A 22,563-nucleotide genomic window follows, 5' to 3' on the forward strand; every position below is an offset into this window, starting at 1 on the left:
AGCTTAGTGCTGTTCGCGGCCCCCGCGCAGATAAATTACCCAGTAAGTCAACCCAACCAGCAGACCGCCGCCGATGATGTTACCAATGGTGACCGGAATCAGGTTGTCGATGATGAAGTTGCTTACTGTCAGATGAGCGAATTGCTCAGGTACCGCCCCTACGGCTTGCCAGAATTCCGGCGTGGCGAAGTGTTTGACCACGATGCCCATAGGGATCATAAACATGTTGGCGATGCTGTGTTCGAAGCCGCTGGCGACAAACATACCGACCGGCAGCACCATGGCGAGCATCTTGTCGGTCAGGGTACGGCCGGAGTAGCTCATCCAGACCGCCAGGCAGACCATCAGGTTAGCCAGAATGCCGAGGCAGACGGCTTCGATAAAGGTGTGATGCAGCTTGTGGTCTGCGGTTTGCAGAACATTCAGGCCCCACTGGCCGTTGGCGACCATATACTCGCCGGAGAACCAGATCAGCGCCACGAAGAACAGCGCGCCGACCAGGTTGCCGAGATAAACGTTCAGCCAGTTGGCGCCCAGTTGGCCCCAGCTGATGCGGCCGCTGGCCTTGGCGATGACGATAAGCACGGTAGAGGTGAACAGGTCGGCGCCCGACACCACCACCAGCATTAACCCGAGAGAGAAACAGATGCCGCCGACCAGTTTAGCCAGCCCGAAAGGCACGCCGGCGGTGCCGGTGGTCGCCGTGATGTAGAAAACGAAGGCGATGGAAATGAAGACACCGGCGGTGATCGCCAAATAAAACGTTTTCAGCGGATGTTTGGTGGCTTTATACACGCCGGCATCTTCAGCGATTTTCGCCGTTGCCGCAGGTAAAATCAGATCGAATGGGCTGTCAGTTTTCAAACTAACTCTCGCTCTTAAGGGTTAAAACAACGCAATGAGATACTAGCAAAGCAGTATAGGGGAAAATTTGATTTGGATCATAAGGCGGGGAAGTAGAGCGCCAAAATGGCATGTTTTTAGTGTGGTTTTTATGTCTAATTAATTGAATTTAAACAAAAAACAAATTTTTTAATGTTTGCAATTTTTTTTGAATCCACCCGGTGTGCCGAGGGTGTCAAAGTTAAATTTTTAGGCGTTTTGTCGCCGTTCGTCGCTGAAAGTTTAATTATCGGTTAATTATTATTTCACCGTCCGGCAACAATCGCCGGTTTATTTATTCTTATGCTCGTTTAACCGCCTATTTTCCTGCGGGAAAATAAAACAGAATGCGTTGAAATAAACCGCAAAATGAAAACGCCGCAGCGGAGTGCGGCGTTTGACCGGGGAGGGTACCCAAAAAGTGGCGGTACCCCCAATGGCGATTAGGCCTTGGCCCAGTGACGGCGCTTGGCCGCCTGCAGCTTCTCGTAGGCCGCCAGCAGCGCCTGATGGGCCGGCAACGCCTTCAGATCGGCATCCACGGCGAACAGCCCGTTGAAGCGCTCTTCACCGCTGATGGCGGCCGAGGCCGCGTCCACCGCTTCCTGGCCGTACATTTTCACGAACGCGGTATAGTATTGCGCCGCTTCGCGCTCAGGCTCCTGCGCCAGCAGCAACAGCGTTTGCAGGCAACGGTAGTAGTTGCTGCGCGCCGGGCTCAGCACCGAGGCGTTGAAGTCCTGCGTCCATTCGGTCCAAATCAGCGCCTGATCCAGATCGCCGCCCGCCAGCGCCAGCATCGACTTCAGCTCGCCCACGCGCAGGGTATACCAGGCGTTGTCTTTGCCGCTGGCAATGCCCAGCAGTTCGCGTACGCGGGTGAAATCGTCCAGCCCTTCGTCGTCCAATTGCTCGATCAGGGCCAGGTATTCTTCCGGCTCCCACTCGCTGCCCGGCAACGCCAGCAGCGTATCGCGCAGGTGCGCGCCCATGCTGTTGTTGGCCAGCAGCAGGTCTTCCGCCGGGTAGATATCGGACATGCCCGGCACGATGATGCGGCAAGCGTAGACGCCCAGGTGTTCGTAGTCGGCGATGTACACTTCCGCGTCTTCTTTGTCGAAGATGCTCATCAGGGTGGCGAACTCTTCCTGCGTGCTGCCGCTGAAGTTCCAGTCAACGAACGGATAGTCCGCGTCCTGCTTGAACAGATCCCACGAGATCAGGCCGCTGGAGTCGATGAAGTGCGTTTCCAGGTTGGTGTGTTCCGCCACTTCTTCGTCATCGAAGGTCGGCGCGGTGAACACGTCGAGATCTTTCAGGCTGCGGCCCTGAAGCAGTTCGGTCACCGTGCGCTCCAGCGCCACGCCGAAGTCCGGGTGCGCGCCGAACGAGGCGAAGCAGGTGCCGTTGGTCGGGTTGAACAGCACCACGCAGATCACGGGGTAGTTGCCGCCCAGCGAGGCGTCGTAGGAGAGGATTGGGAAACCTTCCTCTTCCAGCTTGGCGATGGCTTCCACCACGCCCGGGTAGCGGTTCAGCACCTCGTCCGGGATCGCCGGCAGGCTGATGGATTCGGCGATAATGCGGTTTTTCACATAGCGCTCGAACACTTCCGACAGGCCCTGCACGCGCGCTTCGTTGGCGGTGTTGCCGGCGGACATGCCGTTGGAAACATACAGGTTGCCGATGATGTTCATCGGAATGTACACCGTTTGCTGATCGGACTGACGGGTGAACGGCAGCGCGCAGATGCCGCGATCGGCATTGCCGGACTGCAGATCGACAAGATCGCTGGCGCTCAGCTCTTGTTGCGGATCGTAGAAGGCGTGCAGACGCTCGTCGAGGATGCCGGCCGGCAGCGCATCGTCCGCCGGGATCGGGAACCATTTCTCATTCGGGTAGTGCACGAAGTCGCCTTCGGCGATCTGCTTGCCCAGATAGAAATCGGCGAAGAAGTAGTTGGTGGACAGGCGCTCGAAATATTCACCCAGCGCAGAGGCCAACGCGGCTTTTTTGCTGGCGCCTTTGCCGTTGGTGAAGCACAGCGGACAATCGCGATCGCGAATGTGCACCGACCATACGTGCGGCACCGGGTTCAGCCAGGAGGCTTCTTCGATGTTGAAACCGAGATCGCTCAGTTTCTGCTGGAAACGGGCGATGGAATCTTCCAGGGCGGCGTCTTTACCGGGGATAAAAGTTTGCGTCATTGTCTTCACTTTTTGCGCGTACTAAAAACGCGCAATGATACGGGGTTTTACGCTAGAGCTCCACGTATTCCTAAAGCGGCGGCAAAGTCACAGTTTTTTTAAGGATAAAGGCCATAATTCAGCGAGTTATCTGTCACGGAGAAATCTAATGAAATCAGTGAAACTCAGCGTGTTAACCCTTTTGTTGACCGGCGTCAGCGCCTCGGCGCTGGCGCTGCCCAGCATCACCCTGCTGGCGACCGGCGGCACCATCGCCGGCGGCGGCGATTCGGCGACGAAATCCAACTATACCGCGGGCAAACTGGGCGTCGAGGCGCTGGTCGATGCGGTGCCGGCGCTGAAGAACATCGCCAACGTGCAGGGGGAGCAGGTGGTTAACATCGGCTCGCAAGACATGAACGATCAGGTCTGGCTGACGTTGGCGAAGAAAATTGACGCCGACTGCGGCAAAACCGACGGCTTCGTCATCACCCACGGCACCGATACGCTGGAAGAGACGGCCTATTTCCTCGATCTGACGGTGAAGTGCGACAAGCCGGTAGTGCTGGTCGGGGCGATGCGGCCGGCGACGGCGATGAGCGCCGACGGCCCGTTCAATCTGTATAACGCGGTGGTGACGGCGGCGGATCCGCAATCGGCCAACCGCGGGGTGCTGGTGGCGATGAACGACACCGTGCTGGACGCGCGCGACGTCACCAAGACCAATACCACCGCCGTGCAGACCTTCCAGTCGCCGAACTTCGGCCCGCTGGGGTACATCCACAACGGCAAGATCGATTACCAGCGTTCGCCGCAGCGCAAGCATACCCGGGAGACGCCGTTCGACGTCAGCAAGCTGAACGAACTGCCGAAGGTCGGCATCGTCTACAACTACGCCAACGCCTCCGATGCGCCGGCCAAGGCGCTGATCGCCGAAGGATATCAGGGCATCGTCAGCGCCGGGGTCGGCAACGGCAACCTGTATAAAACTGTGTTCGACACCCTGGCGACGGCGGCGCACAGCGGCGTGGCGGTGGTGCGTTCTTCGCGCGTGCCGACCGGCGCGACCACCGAGGATGCGGAAGTGGACGACGCCAAATACGGCTTCGTGGCCGCCGGCACGCTGAATCCGCAAAAGGCGCGCATTCTGCTGCAGCTGGCGTTGACGCAAACGAAAGATGCGAAGCAGATCCAGCAAATGTTCAATCAGTACTGATCGTTTTCTCTCCTGCGGGGGCCGTCCGGGCTCCCGCAGCCATCTCGGCTGAATACAGCATAAAACACCGCGTTAACCCGCTGAATTTCCCCATGTCGCAGGGTTTTATCGTCCAAAAAAACGCGCCGGCCGCAGAGCCTGTCATCACCCGGCGCGCCTGTTTGCCGCCGGCGGGCGAATAAGCGTTGCAGCCATGGGGCGTGAGTGATAAAACCGATGGGTTGGTTAACGCGAGCGTTAGCTTCGGGCATCTTTTCGACAGGTCGCTTTTCTGCGGCGAACAGTGAATGTGGTGAGGGGAAATGACTCAGGTTTATAATTTTAGCTCTGGCCCGGCGATGCTGCCGGTGGAAGTGTTGCGTCGTGCGGAACAGGAACTGTGCAACTGGCACGGCCTGGGAACGTCAGTGATGGAGATCAGTCACCGCAGCAAAGAATTCATCGCCGTTGCCGAGCAGGCGGAACAGGATCTGCGCGATCTGCTGAAAGTCCCCTCCAACTATAAAGTGCTGTTTTGCCATGGCGGCGCCCGCGCGCAATTCGCCGCGCTGCCGCTGAACCTGCTGGGCGACAAGGCCACCGCCGACTACATCGACGGCGGCTATTGGGCGCACAGCGCCATCAAGGAAGCGGAAAAGTATTGCACCCCGAACGTCATCGACGTGAAAACCCGCATCGACGGCCTGAGCGGCATCAAGCCGATGAAAGAGTGGCAGCTGAGCAACGACGCGGCTTACGTGCATTATTGCCCAAATGAAACCATCGACGGCGTAGCCATCGATGAAACGCCGGACTTCGGCGACAAAGTGGTGATCGGCGATTACTCCTCGACCATCCTGTCCCGCCCGCTCGACGTCAGCCGCTTCGGCGTGATTTACGCCGGCGCGCAGAAAAATATCGGCCCGGCCGGTCTGACGCTGGTGATCGTGCGTGACGATCTGTTGGGCAAGGCGCGTAAAGAAGTGCCGTCGATCCTCGATTACACCGTGTTGGCCGAGAACGATTCGATGTTCAACACCCCGCCAACCTTCGCCTGGTACCTGTCCGGGCTGGTGTTCAAATGGCTGAAAGAGCAGGGCGGCCTGGTGGAGATGCAAAAACGCAATCAGGCCAAGGCCGAGCTGCTGTACGCGACCATCGATAAATCCGACTTCTACCGCAGCCAGGTTGCCATCGCCAACCGCTCGTGGATGAACGTGCCGTTCCAGCTGGCCGATGCGGCGCTGGACAAGGTGTTCCTCAGCGAAGCCGAGGCCATCGGCCTGCAGGCGCTGAAAGGTCACCGCGTAGTTGGCGGCATGCGCGCTTCTATTTACAATGCCATGCCGCTGGCCGGCGTACAGGCGCTGACCGACTTTATGACCGATTTCGAACGTCGTCACGGTTGATCCCGTCAGCTCGCCGGGCGCGGGCTGACCAGGCTGTTGTCCTTTTGCATTAAAGCGGCTCCGGCATTATTCCGGAGCCGTTTCGTTTATCAGAATTGGAGAGTTTTGTTCACATGGTGGATTCCCTGACGTTACAACCGGTCGCCCTGGTCAATGGCACCGTCAACTTACCCGGCTCCAAGAGCGTTTCCAACCGTGCTCTGCTGCTGGCGGCGCTGGCGGAGGGAACGACCCGGCTGACCAACCTGCTGGACAGCGACGATGTGCGTCATATGCTGAATGCGCTGCAGGCGTTGGGCGTGAACTACCAGCTTTCCGCCGACCGCACCGTGTGTGAAGTGACCGGCGTGGCCGGGCCGCTGGTGGCCGACCAGCCGCTGGAACTGTTCCTCGGCAACGCCGGCACCGCGATGCGCCCATTGGCGGCGGCGCTGTGCCTCGGCGAAGGCGACGTGGTGTTGACCGGCGAACCGCGCATGAAAGAGCGCCCGATCGGCCATCTGGTGGACGCGTTGCGCCAGGGCGGGGCGCAGATTGATTATCTCGAGCAGACCGATTACCCGCCGATTCGCCTGCGCGGCGGCTTCCAGGGCGGCGACGTCACCGTTGACGGCAGCGTCTCCAGCCAGTTCCTGACCGCTTTGCTGATGACTGCGCCGCTGGCGCCGCAGGATACGCAAATCCACATCAAAGGCGAGCTGGTTTCCAAGCCGTACATCGACATCACGCTGCACCTGATGCGCACCTTCGGCGTATCGGTGAGCCACGACAATTACCGGGTGTTCCATATTCAGGGGCACCAGACGTATATCGCGCCGGGCGACTATCTGGTTGAAGGCGACGCTTCTTCTGCGTCCTACTTCCTGGCGGCGGCGGCGATCAAAGGCGGCACCGTGCGCGTGACCGGCATCGGCCGCAAAAGCGTGCAGGGCGACACCAAATTCGCCGATGTGCTGGAGAAGATGGGGGCGCGCATCACCTGGGGCGACGATTTCATCGAGTGCAGCCGCGGTGAACTGCGCGGCATAGATATGGACATGAACCACATTCCGGATGCGGCGATGACCATCGCCACCGCGGCGCTGTTCGCCGAGGGGCCGACCACCATCCGCAATATCTACAACTGGCGGGTGAAGGAAACTGACCGTCTGGCGGCGATGGCCACCGAGCTGCGTAAAGTGGGGGCGGAAGTTGACGAGGGCGAAGACTACATTCACGTCGTGCCGCCGGCCAAGCTGCAGTTCGCCGAGATCGGTACCTACAACGATCACCGCATGGCGATGTGCTTCTCGCTGGTGGCGCTGTCGGATACCCCGGTCACCATTCTCGATCCGAAATGCACCGCGAAAACCTTCCCGGACTATTTCGAACAGCTGGCGCGCATCAGCCAGCCGGCGTAACCGTCAGATCATTTCTTTTAAGGCCCCTTTGCGGGCCTTTATCGTTTTTAACCCCGGCGACCGGCGTTTCTTCTATACTTTTTCGCGGTTGTGCGCTTATTTTCAACAACCGGACAGTTCCAGGGTAACAGATCGCCGTAGGGCAGCGTATAATACGCCACCGTATTTGCCCCTGATTGGGCAGGTGACAGAGCACCCGGGCTTCGAGTCGAAGCGCGCCGTGTCTCTGTGAGGTTTTCTACCTGAAGGAGAGAGAAATGACGGCTACAGCCCCGGTGATAACCGTTGATGGACCAAGTGGCGCAGGCAAAGGCACGCTGTGTAAAGCGTTGGCCGAGTCCCTTGGTTGGCGTTTGCTGGATTCCGGCGCGATCTATCGCGTGCTGGCGCTGGCGGCGTTGCATCATCAGGTGGATATCACTTCTGAGGAAGCGCTGGTTCCGCTGGCCGCACATCTCGATGTTCGCTTCGTTGCCCAGGACGGCAAGCTGCAAGTGATTTTGGAAGGTGAGGACGTCAGCAATGAGATCCGCACCGAAACCGTCGGCAACACTGCGTCGCAAGCGGCGGCGTTTCCGCGCGTGCGCGAGGCGCTGCTGCGCCGCCAGCGCGCGTTTCGCGAGGCGCCCGGCCTGATTGCCGATGGCCGCGACATGGGCACGGTGGTGTTCCCGGACGCGCCGGTCAAGATTTTCCTCGACGCCAGCTCGGAGGAGCGCGCGCACCGCCGCATGCTGCAGTTGCAGGAAAAGGGCTTTAATGTTAACTTTGAACGTCTTTTAGCCGAGATAAAGGAACGGGACGACCGTGACCGTAATCGGCCTATCGCGCCTCTGGTGCCCGCTTCTGACGCCCTCGTGCTGGATTCTACCAGCATGTCGATCGAAGAAGTGATCCGGCAGGCGTTGACGTATGCACAGAAAGTGTTGGCGTTGCCGCAGCAATAAGCGCGGCGGCGCTATTGGCTTTTTGTCATAGCGGTATCGCAATATATCGGGTAAAATTTTACCCCTGTAACCTTAAAACCCTGTCGGCATGGAGCCAATGGCGGGGTATGTGAAACAACCCCATTCGGCGGGACGCTAAATGGACGTTAAACTAAAGAACCCTGAAGATTAACAACATGACTGAATCTTTCGCTCAACTCTTTGAAGAATCCTTAAAAGAAATCGAAACCCGCCCGGGTTCCATCGTTCGTGGCGTCGTTGTTGCTATCGACAAAGATATCGTACTGGTTGACGCCGGTCTGAAATCTGAGTCTGCCATCCCGGCTGAGCAATTCAAAAACGCCCAGGGCGAGCTGGAAATCCAGGTTGGTGACGAAGTTGACGTTGCTCTGGATGCTGTTGAAGACGGCTTCGGTGAAACCCTGCTGTCCCGTGAGAAAGCTAAGCGTCACGAAGCTTGGATCACGCTGGAAAAAGCCTACGAAGAAGCTGAGACTGTAACCGGTGTTATCAACGGCAAAGTGAAGGGTGGCTTCACCGTCGAGCTGAACGGCATCCGCGCGTTCCTGCCAGGTTCCCTGGTTGACGTGCGTCCGGTACGTGACACTCTGCACCTGGAAGGCAAAGAGCTTGAGTTCAAAGTCATCAAGCTGGATCAGAAGCGCAACAACGTTGTCGTTTCTCGCCGTGCGGTTATCGAATCCGAGAACAGCGCTGAGCGCGATCAACTGCTGGAAAACCTGCAGGAAGGCATGGAAGTTAAAGGTATCGTTAAGAACCTCACTGACTACGGTGCATTCGTTGATCTGGGCGGCGTAGACGGCCTGCTGCACATCACTGACATGGCTTGGAAACGCGTTAAGCATCCAAGTGAAATCGTCAACGTTGGCGATGAAATCACTGTTAAAGTGCTGAAGTTCGACCGCGAGCGTACTCGTGTATCCCTGGGCCTGAAACAGCTGGGCGAAGATCCATGGGTTGCTATCGCGAAACGTTACCCAGAAGGCACCAAGCTGACTGGCCGTGTAACCAACCTGACTGATTACGGCTGCTTCGTAGAAATCGAAGAAGGCGTTGAAGGTCTGGTACACGTTTCTGAAATGGATTGGACCAACAAAAACATCCATCCGTCCAAAGTTGTTAACGTGGGCGACGTAGTGGAAGTGATGGTTCTGGACATCGATGAAGAACGTCGTCGTATCTCCCTGGGCCTGAAGCAGTGCAAATCCAACCCATGGCAGCAGTTCGCAGAGACCCACAACAAGGGCGACCGCGTTGAAGGTAAAATCAAGTCTATCACTGACTTCGGTATCTTCATCGGCCTGGACGGCGGCATCGACGGCCTGGTTCACCTGTCTGACATCTCCTGGAACGTTGCAGGCGAAGAAGCAGTACGTGAATACAAGAAAGGCGACGAAATCGCTGCGGTTGTTCTGCAAGTTGACGCAGAGCGCGAGCGTATCTCCCTGGGCGTGAAGCAACTGGCTGAAGACCCGTTCAATAACTACCTGTCTATGAACAAGAAAGGTGCTATTGTTACTGGTAAAGTCACTGCAGTTGACGCCAAAGGTGCTACAGTTGAATTGGCAGGCGGCGTAGAAGGTTACCTGCGTGCATCTGAAGCCTCTCGCGACCGCATTGAAGATGCAACTCTGGTTCTGAACGTAGGTGACGAAGTTGAAGCTAAATTCACCGGCGTTGACCGTAAGAACCGCGTTGTAAGCCTGTCCGTACGTGCTAAGGACGAAGCTGACGAGAAAGACGCCATCGCAACTGTTAACAACAAACAGGAAGAAGGCAACTTCTCTAACGCAATGGCTGAAGCTTTCAAAGCGGCTAAAGGCGAGTAATGACGGGGGGCGGTCTCTGACCGCCCCGATACGGTAGTTTAGCTGCAAAGCTTGGAGGTACTATGACCAAGTCTGAACTTATTGAAAGACTTGCTGGCCAGCAATCTCATATTCCGGCGAAGGCCGTTGAGGATGCAGTGAAAGAGATGCTTGAGCACATGGCCGCTACGCTGGCCGAGGGCGAACGCATTGAGATCCGCGGATTCGGCAGTTTTTCTCTTCACTACCGTGCCCCGCGTGTAGGTCGCAACCCGAAAACCGGTGACAAAGTTGAGCTGGACGGCAAGTACGTTCCTCACTTCAAACCAGGCAAAGAGTTGCGTGACCGCGCCAATATCTATGGCTAGTCGCTGACTGCTCATAGCGTTGTTGCTTGAAAAGAATATAAAACGGTGCCTGTAGGCGCCGTTTTTTTTGCCTGCAATTCTCCGCGATACGCTCGCGAGTTGCGTACTGCACCGCATTGACGATGTGGCTCCTGCATAGATCTCTCTTATCCTGCCATGTTCAGCGCATCTTCGTTAAAGCCCGCTGGCGGCGACATGTCGCCTGAATGATCCTGCTTGCTTGCCGTGACGCGTCTTTGCTCATGGCGGAGCCGATGGGAGAAAAGCGATCAAAATTTCGCTGGATCTGGCGATATTCGCCGTTATCTGCGGCATCCTGCCGCTGTTGGTTTTACCACAGTTGCCTGAGCAATGGCTGCTGTGGCCGCTTTTGCTTGTTGTCTGTTTACTGCTGCGCACGCGCAGGCCAGTCTGCCGTTATTTGGCCTACCTGGGGTTGGGGTTCGCGTGGGCGGTTTTCAACGCCGGAAGCCTGATCGGGCAAATGGAGCGTTTGAGCCGCGGGCCGGAAGTGACGGCGGTGGTGCAGGTAAGCAGCATCGCGTTGAATCCGGCCGCCAGCAAGCAGACGCTAATGCGTATCGAGCGGATCGATGGCCATTGGCTGGCGCCTGCATTGATGTTTACCACGCTATGGGCCCCGGAACAGCAGCGGCTGTGCGCCGGGCAGCGTTGGCAATTGAAACTGCGCTTGCGGCCGGTGCACGGCAAGCTCAATGAAGGGGGCTTCGACAGCCAACGTTGGGCGATCGCACAGCGCCAGCCGTTGACGGGCCTGGTCAGGCAGGCCCGTTTGCTGGATGGCGGTTGTAGCCTGCGTCAGCGCATAATCAGCCATGCGGAAACCAACATCGGTGAGCTGCGTTACAAGGCGGTATTGTTGGCGCTGGCATTTGGGGAGCGAACCGCGCTGGAACAGCCTTTACGCACGCTGATGCTGAAAACCGGCATTGCGCATTTAATGGCCATTTCAGGGCTTCATGTGGCGATGGTCGCCATTTTGTTCTGGGCTGCGCTGCGGGCGCTGCAGTTTTTTCTGCCCTCCCATCTGATTGGCTATCGTTTTCCTCTGGTCGCGGGCTGGCTGGCGACGCTGATCTATGTCTGGTTGGTGGGCGCCCAGCCGCCGGCGGTGCGTACCGTGTTGGCCATGACATTGTGGATGTTGCTGCGCCTACGCGGCGTTCATTGTTCTTCCTGGCAGGTGTGGCTATGGTGTATCGGGCTGATTTTGCTGTGCGATCCGCTGGCGGTATTGTCAGACAGTTTCTGGCTATCGGTGCTGGCGGTAGGTTGCCTGATTTTTTGGTTTGAATGGGCGCCGCTCGGTGAGCGATTCCGGTCGGCCTGGTATTGGGCGCCGGTGCGCTGGCTGCATATTCAGCTCGGCATGACGCTGCTGCTGGTGCCGATGCAGGCCGCGCTGTTTCTGGGCCTGACGCTGACCTCGCTACCCGCCAATCTGTGGGCGGTACCTATTGTCTCATTGGTGACGGTGCCGCTGATTTTGCTGGCGGTGATATTTGGCTTCTTTCCCTCGTTAAGCTACGGGCTATGGTGGCTGGCGGACGTAACGCTGCACTGGGTGTTTGTGCCGCTGCATTACCTGCAACGCGGTTGGGTGGATCTGGGGGCTGCCTCGCTGCTGGCCAGCGCGGCGGGGTGGCTCATCGTCGTCTGTTGGCGCTTTCATTGGTGGCGGCGTTATGCACCGGGGCTGGCGACGATAGCGATATGCTGTGTGCTGTGGCGGGAAAAAGAGCCGGGATACCGCTGGCGAGTCGATATGCTCGATGTCGGGCACGGCTTGGCGGTGGTCATTGAGCGAAACGGCAAGGGAATACTGTACGATACCGGCGATCGTTGGCCGGGCGGCAGCGCCGCCGAACGGCATATTTTGCCAATGTTGAACTGGCGGGGGATTGAATTGGAACAGATCATTATCAGCCATGATCATCTCGATCATACCGGTGGCCTGCCGACGGTGCGACGGGCGTTTCCAGGGGCTACGATACGCAGCCCGATGCGCGGGGAGGGGCACTTGCCCTGCGTCGCCGGTGAGCGCTGGCGCTGGCAGGGGTTGCAATTCGAAGTGCTGTGGCCGCCGAAAACGCGTAAAAAGCCGGGCAATGACGACTCTTGCGTGATCCGTATCGACGACGGGAAATACAGCCTGCTGCTGACCGGCGACGCGGAAAAAAAGGCGGAGGCGCAGCTGCTCCGATTGCGGCGCGATCGCTTGGCGGCGACGGTGTTGCAGGTGGGGCATCATGGCAGCAAAACCTCTTCCACGCCGCCGTTTCTGCGCGCGATCAATCCTCAGGCGGCATTGGCGTCAGCATCTCGTTACAACAAATGGCGTTTGCCGGCGCGTAAAGTGGTCGCCAGATACCGGGCAAATGGCATTATATGGCGCGATACGACGCGCTCCGGCCAGTTATCGGTACTTTTTTTCGACAACGATTGGCAAATTAAGGGCTTTCGCGAACAATTAATGCCCCGTTGGTACCATCAGCGGTTTGGCGTAGAGGGTGATAATGAGTAAAATAGGCCGCTATTTCTTCCGATGCTGGTATTTGCATGATGAATGATAAAGATCTCTCGACCTGGCAGACATTCCGTCGACTCTGGCCGATGATCACTCCTTTTAAGACCGGGCTGATTGTAGCCGCCATTGCGTTGATTATGAACGCAGCGGGGGACACGCTGATGCTGTCTCTGCTTAAACCGCTATTGGACGATGGGTTTGGAAAAACCGACAGCAGCGTGCTGGTGTGGATGCCGTTGGCCGTCATCGCGCTGATGTTGATGCGCGGCGTAACCAGCTTTGTTTCAAGCTACTGCATTTCCTGGGTTTCCGGCATGGTGGTGATGCAGATGCGCCGCCGCCTGTTTGGCCACATGATGAGAATGCCGGTGGCCTTCTTCGATCAACAGTCCACCGGGACCCTGTTGTCGCGCATTACCTATGATTCCGAACAGGTGGCTTCCTCCTCTTCCAGCGCGCTGGTGACCGTGGTGCGCGAAGGGGCTTCGATCATTGGCCTGTTCATCATGATGTTCTATTACAGCTGGCAGCTGTCGGTGATCCTGATCGTGCTGGCGCCGATCGTCTCCATTGCCATTCGCCTGGTGTCCAAGCGCTTCCGCAACATCAGTAAGAACATGCAGAACACGATGGGGCAGGTGACAACCAGCGCCGAACAGATGCTGAAAGGCCATAAAGAAGTGCTGATCTTCGGCGGCCAGCAGGTGGAAACCGAGCGCTTTAATTCGGTCAGCAACCGCATGCGTCAGCAAGGCATGAAGCTGGTTTCCGCGTCTTCGATTTCCGATCCGATCATTCAGCTGATCGCTTCGCTGGCGCTGGCGTTCGTGCTGTTTGCCGCCAGCTTCCCAAGCGTGATGGAAACCCTGACCGCCGGTACCATTACCGTGGTGTTCTCGTCGATGATTGCGCTGATGCGTCCGCTGAAGTCGCTGACCAACGTCAATGCCCAGTTCCAACGCGGGATGGCGGCGTGCCAGACGCTGTTCTCCATTTTGGATATGGAACAGGAAAAAGATACCGGCACCCGCGAAGTGAAGCGCGCGAAAGGCGATATCGAATTCCGCAATGTCACCTTCTACTACCCGTCCAAGGAAACGCCGGCGCTGCGTGATATCAACCTGAACATCGCCGAAGGCAAGACCGTAGCGCTGGTGGGCCGTTCCGGTTCGGGGAAATCGACCATCGCCAACCTGTTGACGCGTTTCTATGATATCCAGGAAGGCGAAATTCTGATGGATGGCCACGATCTGCGCGAATACACCCTGGCTTCACTGCGTAATCAGGTGGCCCTGGTTTCGCAAAACGTGCACCTGTTCAACGACACCATCGCCAACAATATCGCCTATGCGCGTGAGAGCGAATACAGCCGCGAGCAGATCGAAAAAGCGGCCGAAATGGCGTACGCGATGGACTTCATCAACAAGATGGAAAACGGCCTGGATACGGTGATCGGTGAAAACGGCGTCATGCTGTCCGGCGGCCAACGCCAGCGCATCGCCATCGCGCGCGCGCTGCTGCGTGACTGCCCGATCCTGATCCTGGATGAGGCGACCTCTGCGCTGGATACCGAGTCCGAGCGGGCCATTCAGGCCGCGCTGGACGAACTGCAGAAAGACCGAACTTCACTGGTGATCGCGCACCGTCTGTCGACCATTGAAAAGGCGGACGAGATCCTGGTGGTGGAAGACGGCCGCATCGTCGAACGCGGTGAGCACGCCGAGTTGCTTGAGCGGCAGGGCGCCTATGCGCAGCTGCACCGCATGCAGTTTGGTCAATAATGATTGAGCGCATCTGGTCCGGCGGTTCGCTGCTTTATCTGGCGCTATTGCCGCTCTCGTGGCTGTATGGCCTGTTCAGTTGGCTGATCCGCCTCAGTTACCGCTGCGGCCTGCGTAAAAGTTGGCGTTCGCCGGTGCCGGTCGTGGTGGTGGGTAACCTCACCGCCGGCGGCAACGGCAAAACGCCGATGGTGATCTGGCTGGTGGAGCACCTGCAGCAACGGGGTTACCGCGTTGGGGTGGTGTCGCGCGGCTACGGCGGCAAGTCGGCGGTCTATCCTCTGGTGCTGGGTCAGAATACGTCGACCCGCGAGGCGGGCGATGAGCCGGTGCTGATTTATCAGCGTACCGGGGCGCCCGTGGCGATCGCGCCCAAGCGCGCCGAGGCGGTGCAGGCTCTGCTGCAACAACAGCCGCTGGATGTGATCATCACCGACGACGGCTTGCAGCACTACGCTTTACAGCGTGACTTCGAGCTGGTGGTCATCGACGGTGTGCGTCGGTTCGGTAACGGCTGGTGGTTGCCGGCCGGGCCGATGCGCGAGCGCGCTGCGCGACTTGGCAGCGTCGATGCGCGCGTCGCCAATGGCGGCGTGGCGCAGGCCGGGGAAATTGCCATGCGTCTGCAGGCGCGTGATGCGGTGAACCTGCTGAGCGGTGAACGTCGCCCGGCGGCCGAGCTGCCGCGCGTGGTGGCGATGGCGGGTATCGGCCATCCGCCGCGTTTCTTCGCGACGTTGGAAAAGTTGAACGTCGAAGTCGTGCAGGAAGTGGCGTTTGCCGATCATCAGGAATATCAGCAGGCGCAGCTGGCGGCGTTGGTTAATGCAGATCAAACGCTGTTGATGACGGAGAAGGACGCGGTGAAGTGTCGCGCCTTTGCCCAGCCCAATTGGTGGTATCTACCGGTTGATGCGGTGCTACCGTCCGCTCAGGCTGAGCAACTGCTGCAGGATATCGAGTCCCTGCTGTCTAAGTAATCTCAGGATGCCAGCGTGACAAGCCCCAAGGCTTGCGCGCAGGCTTCCAGCGAGCGCTGCTGGGTTTGCTGATACAGCGCCAGCTCGTCGATCACCTCACTGCCCAACGCTTGTTCAAACGCTGCCCGGCTTGACGCCGCATTGTACTGTGCATGGCGGCTGTCCCCCAGATTCGATTGGAAAATCCCCGCCGCGCTGACCGGCAGAAAATCTTCATATACCAGTGGCTGGAAGCGAACGTGTTCTTTCTCGATCAGTTGCTCTAGGGTGCTGTGCTTATCCAGTGATTCTTTGGCCGCCAGGCCGCATTCGGTCGGGAAATAGCGGAACCAGGCCAGCTGTTGCTCGCGCAGCGTGGCGTAATCATCCGGAAACGCCCGGAAGTTTTCTTCCAGCAGCTGATAATAGCGTTCGGCATTTTTCTCGCTCGGCGGCGCCTGCAGCGCATCGTTGGTGGCCTTCAGCAGACGGTCGTAGAGTTCTCTTCCTTTAGTCGTCAGCGCCACACCGCGCTGTTCGATCTCGCCAAAGCGCGCGGTATGATGACCGGCGACGACGCGGCCGTCATGCTCGACGAAATCGACGCGTTCTTCCAACGCCTTGAAGCTGGTCTGGCGCAGCAGGATCGCGCGACGGCGACGCGGCGGGCCCTCGATGACCGCCTTGGGCGTAATGCCGCGGGCGGGCATCGCCTGCTGAACGCGATCGATATCCAGCGTGCGCGGTGTCAGATGATTGATATGCGGCCCTTTAAACGCCACCACGTCGGCGATCAGGCGATGCTGATCGTGCAACTGCTGGTATTCTTCGGCGCTGACCGTCGCCTGGTTGTGCCAGCGGAAGGTTTCCAGCGCTTGTTCGACAAATTCTTGCGCCTGCACTTCATTCAGCCCGCCTTGCGCTTCCTGCAGCGCGATCAGTTCCAACGCGCGATCGGTAAAGATGCGGCGGCGCGCCAGCAAGCGCTCGGCCAGCTCACGCAGCGCGGGATCTTCTATCAGCTCCAGGCGCAGCAGGGAGGTAAACACGCGGAACGGACTGATTTGCAGAGCGTCTTCGTGTACGGCGCGAAAGGCGGTCGAGTGGACGGGAACGCCCGCCACCGACAGATCATAGTAACCGACCGGCGCCATGCCCATCACCCGGAACAGACGGCGCAGGGTGGCCAGTTCGTCCGCCGTGCCGACCCGGATCGCACCGTGGCGCTCCATCGCAAGGCGTTCGATCTCGCCGGTGATTTGCAGTTGATGAGCCAGTGCGGCATCTTCGCGCAGAATCTGTCGGTTGGTTTCCGCCACCAGTTCCAGCAGATCGCCGTACAGCGGTACCTCTTTTTGGTACATGTCCGACATCGCGTGAGAGAATCTGGCGCGGATTTCATTAGGTGAAACGAACTGCTGGGCGGTCATGCGCATAGCTCCTTGATTCAGCATAATCTGAAAAATAGTGTTTTTAGCGGCAAAAGTGCTGGCGAAAAAGCCGTCTGCCTTGTTTTCCCCTCAAGTTTAGCCATCTGATTTGGGATTTGTTATAGACGTGGCAAGCATATTAGAGTTTTATGCGTTAGCTCTCATTTGCAGCGCACGGACGGACAAACGATGCCCCGGTGAGGAGAGGAACGCGATGGATCGGCCGCGGCGAGCGTTAAATTAAGTCATGCATATTCAGGGGGATAAAAATAAATTCGGCGTATTTATGAATTTAATGCAATAAACCCCTTGTGCATTCACCATTTTTATGAGTAAATGCAAGTCGGCCTGTGATCCAGACCTATTTATGTTCGAGTTTAGAGTTAAGCAGTTCCTCCAAAAACGTTATCATCCGATTCCGCTTCAAAGACGAACCTTCTAAGTACCTCCCATAAGTAATGTTTCTGAAATGGCCGCAATTGCCTCTTATGGCAGATTTTGTAAATATATTTAAAGGTAAAAGTAATGTCTAAGAAGACGGGTCAAGTTAAGTGGTTCAACGAAAGCAAAGGTTTTGGTTTCATTGAGCAGCACGATGGCGGCAAAGATGTATTCGTACACTTCTCCGCAATCATGACCGACGGTTTCAAGACCCTGGCTGAAGGCCAGCGCGTCGAGTACACCATCCAGGACAGCCCGCGCGGGCCGGCTGCCGCCAACGTAGTTGCTCTGTAAGAAGACAGGGAACGCGTATAAAGAGATCTTAATACAACCATGGTGACGCTTCAGCGCTGAGTCATGCGGAAGATATTAAGTTCAACAAGCCCGCCTTAGTGCGGGTTTTTTAATTTTTTGCTCACGAGAGGTTTGTTACGAAAAACTTTAGGATGGGCTGGTAGCGTCCAGACAATATAAAAAATGACGTTGTCAAGGATGCTCAAGTAAAAGGATATAAGTTATGTTTAAAAATACTGTGTTAAAAATGGGCCGTGTGAAATGGTTTAATCAGGCCGAAGGCTATGGTTTTATTTCACCGGTAGATGGCAGCGACGAAATCTATGTCAATCGCAACGCTATCGCCAACACCAAAAATAAGTCGTTGAACGAAGGTCAGAACGTTGAGTTCTCGATCTATCGCAGCTCGCATGGGCTGTCCGCGGCAGACGTTATCGCGTTCTGATCGCATCCTCCTTCCTCGCCAGTGCCGGTGTCGCCACCCGCAAGCACTGGCGAAGATAAATCCCGCGATATCCACTATTATCAGGCCATTGCCTACTCGCCACGGATATCAGGATGACCACCCCGACCATTTCCCTTACCGCCGCTCGCGCGCTGCACCTTGCCGCCCAGGGGCTGCTTTCTCCGCTTAAACACCAGGCTCGGCCCGATGACGTCGTGAGTGCGATCCAGCGCATGGGGCTGTTACAAATCGATACCATTAGCGTCGTTGCTCGCAGCCCGTATCTGGTGCTGTTCAGCCGTTTGGGAACCTATCAGCCGGAGTGGCTTGAGCAGGCGCTCGCCGGCCGCAAGCTGTTCGAGTATTGGGCGCACGAAGCCTGTTTCCTGCCGATCGAAGATTTTGGTCTGCTGCGCCACCGCATGCTGGCGCCGCATGATATGGGCTGGAAATACTCCGCCGACTGGGTGCAGCAGCATCAGGCCGCGATGGACAGCTTGCTGCGGCACATCGAACAACAGGGGCCGGTGCGCTCCGCGGATTTCAGCGCCGAGAAGAAGGGAAACAGCGGGTGGTGGGACTGGAAACCAGAGAAACGGCATCTGGAGATCCTGTTTACCGCCGGCAAGCTGATGGTGGCCGAACGTCGCAATTTCCACCGGGTTTACGATCTGACCGAAAGGCTGCTGCCGGCCTGGGACGATGCGCGGCATGCGCTGCCCGTGGAGCAGGCGCGCCGGCAGATGCTGTGCCGCACCTGCCGCTATCTGGGCATTTTCCGCGCCGAGTGGTTGGCGGACTACTATCGGCTGAAGCGCGTGGCGCCAAAAGCCTTGCTGGCAGCGCTGCAGGAGCAGGGCGAGATTACGCCGGTGCGGGTCGAGGGGCTGGAAGGGACGTTTTATGTGCATGAATCACTGGCGGAACTGCTGCCGCTGGCGGAGCAGGGCAAACTCAAATCGACGGTCACCAGCCTGTTGTCGCCTTTTGATCCGGTGGTGTGGGATCGTCGTCGGGCGCTGGAGCTGTTCAACTTTGACTATCGGCTGGAGTGTTACACGCCGAAAGAAAAACGCCGCTACGGTTACTTCACGTTGCCGGTGCTGCATCGGGGCGACCTGGTGGGGCGGATTGATGCCAAGGCGCACCGACGCCAGGGCATCTTCGAGATCATCAGTTTCCATGCGGAGCCGCAGGTGCGCTTCGGCAAACAGCGAACGCAGGATATCCGGCAAGCCATCGCGCGCACGGCTCATTGGCACGGCGCGCAACGCGTTGCGCTGGGCGACATTCCGGCGGCGTTGGCCGCTGAATGGGGAGCCGGCTGGGAAGTGGGATAACGAGCGACGCCGTCGGTGGGGTAAAACGAAGTTAAGCGCCGCTCGTTACAAAGGGGGCTCAGTGGCTGAAGTTAGCGAACAGAGCGATGATTTTATGCAGACGTTTGATCACGTATTACGGTCTTTTTTGTGATTTTAATCACAAAATTCTACGCCGTGTGGCGCCGCAGTTCAAGCCGTTGCGCGGGCGCCATGAGGAAATATCGGCGGCTTGGCGCCGCCGATGATTAACCTGAGGCCGGGCGTTATGCTATCCTCACAGCCTTCCCAGATGACCTATCCCCTTGCGGAGGATGCATGGACCACCGTTTACTCGAAATCGTTGCCTGCCCGGTATGCAACGGCAAACTCTATTTCAATAAAGAAAACCAGGAGCTGGTGTGCAAAGCGGACGGGTTGGCTTACCCGCTGCGCGACGGCATTCCGGTGCTGTTGGAAAATGAAGCGCGTGCGCTGTCGCTGGACGAGAAGCACGCATGAGTTTTATCGCTATTATTCCCGCCCGCTACGCCTCAACCCGTTTGCCGGGCAAACCGCTGGCCGATATTCACGGCAAGCCGATGGTGGTGCACGTGATGGAACGCGCCCGAGAGTCCGGTGCCAGCCGCGTCATCGTGGCGACCGATCACCCTGAAGTCGCCAAAGCGGTAGAAGCCGCCGGCGGCGAAGTGTGCATGACCAGCCCGGATCACCATTCCGGCACCGAGCGTTTGGCGGAAGTGATCGCGCACTACGGCTTTGCCGACGACCAGATCATCGTTAACGTGCAGGGCGATGAGCCGCTGATCCCACCCGTTATCGTGCGGCAGGTGGCGGAAAACCTGGCGGGCAGCCAGGCCGGCATGGCGACGTTGGCGGTGCCGATCGACAGCGCCGAAGAGGCATTCAACCCCAATGCGGTGAAGGTCGTGATGGACGCGCAGGGCTACGCGCTCTACTTCTCGCGCGCCACCATTCCCTGGGATCGCGAGCGTTTCGCCGCGTCAAAGGAGAGCATCGGCGACAGCCTGCTGCGCCACATCGGCATCTATGCGTACCGCGCCGGTTTCGTGCGCCGCTACGTCAGCTGGGCGCCGAGCCAGTTGGAGCAGATCGAGCTGTTGGAACAGCTGCGCGTGCTGTGGTACGGTGAAAAAATCCACGTGGCGGTCGCGAAAGCGGTCCCGAGCGTGGGGGTCGATACGCCGGAAGATCTCCAGCGCGTGCGCGACAGCATTCAACCCTGAGCCTGATTTCGTCGGCGCGGCGCGCAACGCGCCGACGATGCAATACCTCCCATTATTGATCCCCGTTTTGTTGATCTGCGTTGAAGAATTTTTCCGCTCACCGTTCGATGATGTTACGCATACCCCCTTATTAGCCTGAGGTGAATGCCTTATGGAGCAGTTACGCGCCGAACTGAGCATCGTGCTGGGTGAGTCCGTCAGCCGGCTGGAACGGGTGAGCGAACAGCCTTATGCGCACATGTATTCACTGTACGATCGCCAGGGCAACGCCATCCCGCTGATGGCGAAAAGTTTTATCTGCCAGGGCATCGCCCAGCAGGAGGCGTACAAGCTGTCGATGCTGGCGCGCGACGGGGATATCCGCCTGCCCACGGTGTACGGCGTGGTATGCACCCACCAGGCGCCGTATACGGAAATCCTGCTGATCGAGCGTCTGCGCGGCGTGTCGGCCGAAGCGCCAACGCGTTCGCCGGATCGCTGGAACATGTTAATGGAGCAGATCGTTGACGGGATGTTGGCCTGGCACCGCATCGACAGCCATGGCAGCGTCGGCACCGTTGACAGTACGCAGGAGAATGACTGGTTTTGCTGGTATCAACAGCGGGTCGAAGTGCTGTGGGCGACGGTGGTCAATCTCACTACCCCGCAGCTGACCATGGCCGATCGGCGTTTGCTGTACCGCACGCGCGAAGCGCTGACCCATTTCTTCGTCGGTTTCGACGATCCCTGTGTCCTGGTGCACGGTAACCTGTCGCTGCGCAGCATGTTGAAAGATCCCAAAAGCGATCAGCTGTTGGCGATGCTTAATCCCGGTGTGGTGCTGTGGGCGCCGCGCGAATACGATCTTTTCCGCCTCTGCGAAGCGGGCATGCCCAGCCAACTGTTGTTCAGCTATCTGCAGCGGGCGCCGGTCGCCGACGCTTTCCTGGCGCGGCGCTGGCTGTACGTGGTGTGGGAAGCGATAGGGCGTTTGATCCATACCGGCAAGCTGGAGCGGCAGCCGTTCGACTATGCGTCGCAACAGCTGCTGCCCTGGCTGGCCGGTTGAACGGGGCCTTACTCGGCGCCGGCGCTATCCGCGCCTTTCAGCCGCTGCCACAGGCTGCCCAGCGTTTCATACCAGGCGCGCTCGGTATGGCCGAGGAACATGGACGACGGCGTGGCGCGATCCCAGATATTCAGCGGCGAGTCGATCGCCAATTGGTTGGCCGGGGCCGGGATCGGGTGCAGGCCCTTAGCCTCGAAGAAACGCATGGCGCGCGGCAGATGGTTGGCGGAAGTCACCAGAAGGAAGGGATGTTCACCGACCAACTTGGCTACCTGAGCGGCTTCTTCCTCGGTATCGCGCGGTTCCCCCAGGATCACCATGTCGCTGCGCGGCACGCCCAGGCTTTCCGCTACCAGCGCTGCCGTGGCGGCGTTGCTCTGCATGCGCCCGCCGGGCGCGCCGGTAAACACCATCCTGGCGCCAGGGTGTGCCAGATACAGCCGCACGCCCTCCGTCACTCGCGGCAAACTGTTGCCGAGCAGGTTCGAGCTGGGTGCCCAGTCGGGATTGTAGGTATAGCCTCCGCCCAATACCACGATGTAGCTGACCGCATCGTTGCCGCGATATGTCTGGTATTCGGCTTCGATCGGCCGCAGCAGGCGGTCGGCCACCGGTTGCAGGCTGAAAAGCAGTAAAAACAGCCAGCTCAGCGTGAAAATCGTCTTACCGCTTTTTTGCCAGCGGGTGAACCACAGCAGCAGCAGCGCCAGCCCCATCAGCAGCATCAACAGCGGCAGCGGCATCAGCAGAGCGCCAAAGAACTTTTTCAGGTTGAACAGCATCGAAAATCAGATCCTTTTGAGTGAAAAAACGGCATCCAGGCATAAACAGGCCG

Annotated in this window: 19 protein-coding genes; 15 read left to right on the forward strand and 4 right to left on the reverse strand. The window is 58.2% G+C overall.

Annotated features, from left to right (window positions below; genetic code table 11):
* Positions 1–3: 3 nt before the first annotated feature.
* Both focA and ycaO read right to left on the reverse strand, forming a co-directional pair.
* Positions 4–864 (reverse strand): formate transporter FocA, encoded by an 861-nt coding sequence (gene focA / locus SERRSCBI_RS08185; RefSeq protein WP_019454548.1) that lies wholly within the window; start codon positions 862–864, stop codon positions 4–6.
* A gap of 461 nt (positions 865–1,325) precedes the next feature.
* Positions 1,326–3,089 carry a 30S ribosomal protein S12 methylthiotransferase accessory factor YcaO gene (gene ycaO / locus SERRSCBI_RS08190; RefSeq protein ID WP_033642559.1) on the reverse strand — a complete coding sequence of 588 codons (1,764 nt, stop codon included), beginning with the start codon at positions 3,087–3,089 and terminating at the stop codon, positions 1,326–1,328.
* A 148-nt stretch (positions 3,090–3,237) separates the two neighbouring features.
* Between ycaO and ansB the strand changes: the two genes are divergently transcribed.
* The 9 genes from ansB (at position 3,238) to lpxK (ending at position 15,525) form a co-directional block, all read left to right on the forward strand.
* Complete coding sequence (gene ansB / locus SERRSCBI_RS08195; protein ID WP_042784108.1) at positions 3,238–4,284, forward strand: L-asparaginase 2; 1,047 nt, start codon at positions 3,238–3,240, stop codon at positions 4,282–4,284.
* 302 nt (positions 4,285–4,586) lie between these two features.
* On the forward strand, positions 4,587–5,672 hold the full coding sequence (serC, locus tag SERRSCBI_RS08200; protein ID WP_028127991.1) for a 3-phosphoserine/phosphohydroxythreonine transaminase: 1,086 nt from the start codon (positions 4,587–4,589) through the stop codon (positions 5,670–5,672).
* Between the two features lie 113 nt (positions 5,673–5,785).
* Entirely contained in the window at positions 5,786–7,072 is a 1,287-nt protein-coding gene (gene aroA, locus SERRSCBI_RS08205) for a 3-phosphoshikimate 1-carboxyvinyltransferase (RefSeq protein ID WP_042784109.1), read from the forward strand.
* Positions 7,073–7,329: 257 nt separating this feature from the next.
* Complete coding sequence (gene cmk, locus SERRSCBI_RS08210) at positions 7,330–8,019, forward strand: (d)CMP kinase (RefSeq protein WP_004928270.1); 690 nt, start codon at positions 7,330–7,332, stop codon at positions 8,017–8,019.
* A 176-nt stretch (positions 8,020–8,195) separates the two neighbouring features.
* The gene (gene rpsA / locus SERRSCBI_RS08215; RefSeq protein ID WP_004928267.1) at positions 8,196–9,869 is read left to right on the forward strand and encodes a 30S ribosomal protein S1; all 1,674 of its coding nucleotides are present in this window, start codon (positions 8,196–8,198) and stop codon (positions 9,867–9,869) included.
* A 62-nt stretch (positions 9,870–9,931) separates the two neighbouring features.
* Positions 9,932–10,216, forward strand: coding sequence for an integration host factor subunit beta (ihfB, locus tag SERRSCBI_RS24020; RefSeq protein WP_004928264.1), 285 nt, complete (start codon positions 9,932–9,934; stop codon positions 10,214–10,216).
* Between the two features lie 274 nt (positions 10,217–10,490).
* Positions 10,491–12,761, forward strand: a complete 2,271-nt coding sequence (locus SERRSCBI_RS08225) for a ComEC family protein (protein ID WP_084587955.1) — start codon at positions 10,491–10,493, stop codon at positions 12,759–12,761.
* 35 nt (positions 12,762–12,796) lie between these two features.
* Positions 12,797–14,545: a lipid A ABC transporter ATP-binding protein/permease MsbA gene (gene msbA / locus SERRSCBI_RS08230; RefSeq protein ID WP_033642563.1), complete on the forward strand. Its 1,749-nt coding sequence runs from the start codon at positions 12,797–12,799 to the stop codon at positions 14,543–14,545.
* A complete protein-coding gene (gene lpxK / locus SERRSCBI_RS08235; protein WP_042784110.1) occupies positions 14,545–15,525 on the forward strand; it encodes a tetraacyldisaccharide 4'-kinase in 981 nt (326 codons plus the stop codon). Before msbA ends, lpxK begins: the two co-directional genes overlap by 1 nt.
* Before the next feature lie 2 nt (positions 15,526–15,527).
* Here lpxK and SERRSCBI_RS08240 read toward each other — a convergent pair whose 3' ends face one another.
* Positions 15,528–16,934 (reverse strand): VOC family protein, encoded by a 1,407-nt coding sequence (locus SERRSCBI_RS08240; protein ID WP_042784111.1) that lies wholly within the window; start codon positions 16,932–16,934, stop codon positions 15,528–15,530.
* Positions 16,935–17,459: 525 nt separating this feature from the next.
* On the opposite strand from SERRSCBI_RS08240, the gene SERRSCBI_RS08245 reads away from it, so the two are divergent.
* From SERRSCBI_RS08245 to SERRSCBI_RS08270, 6 genes are all read left to right on the forward strand, one after another.
* The gene (locus SERRSCBI_RS08245) at positions 17,460–17,669 is read left to right on the forward strand and encodes a cold shock domain-containing protein (RefSeq protein ID WP_004928244.1); all 210 of its coding nucleotides are present in this window, start codon (positions 17,460–17,462) and stop codon (positions 17,667–17,669) included.
* A gap of 223 nt (positions 17,670–17,892) precedes the next feature.
* Positions 17,893–18,114, forward strand: a complete 222-nt coding sequence (locus SERRSCBI_RS08250; protein WP_004928241.1) for a cold-shock protein — start codon at positions 17,893–17,895, stop codon at positions 18,112–18,114.
* Between the two features lie 113 nt (positions 18,115–18,227).
* Positions 18,228–19,454, forward strand: coding sequence for a winged helix-turn-helix domain-containing protein (locus SERRSCBI_RS08255; protein WP_042784112.1), 1,227 nt, complete (start codon positions 18,228–18,230; stop codon positions 19,452–19,454).
* Positions 19,455–19,751: 297 nt separating this feature from the next.
* Complete coding sequence (locus SERRSCBI_RS08260) at positions 19,752–19,934, forward strand: Trm112 family protein (protein ID WP_004928237.1); 183 nt, start codon at positions 19,752–19,754, stop codon at positions 19,932–19,934.
* Positions 19,931–20,680 (forward strand): 3-deoxy-manno-octulosonate cytidylyltransferase, encoded by a 750-nt coding sequence (kdsB, locus tag SERRSCBI_RS08265; protein WP_033642567.1) that lies wholly within the window; start codon positions 19,931–19,933, stop codon positions 20,678–20,680. Before SERRSCBI_RS08260 ends, kdsB begins: the two co-directional genes overlap by 4 nt.
* A 151-nt stretch (positions 20,681–20,831) precedes the next feature.
* Positions 20,832–21,728: a YcbJ family phosphotransferase gene (locus tag SERRSCBI_RS08270; protein ID WP_042784113.1), complete on the forward strand. Its 897-nt coding sequence runs from the start codon at positions 20,832–20,834 to the stop codon at positions 21,726–21,728.
* An 8-nt stretch (positions 21,729–21,736) separates the two neighbouring features.
* On the opposite strand, the gene elyC is transcribed toward SERRSCBI_RS08270, so the two are convergent.
* The gene (gene elyC / locus SERRSCBI_RS08275) at positions 21,737–22,510 is read right to left on the reverse strand and encodes an envelope biogenesis factor ElyC (protein ID WP_042784114.1); all 774 of its coding nucleotides are present in this window, start codon (positions 22,508–22,510) and stop codon (positions 21,737–21,739) included.
* Positions 22,511–22,563 lie beyond the last annotated feature (53 nt).

The sequence above is a fragment of the Serratia sp. SCBI genome (assembly GCF_000747565.1).
GTDB lineage: Bacteria > Pseudomonadota > Gammaproteobacteria > Enterobacterales > Enterobacteriaceae > Serratia > Serratia ureilytica.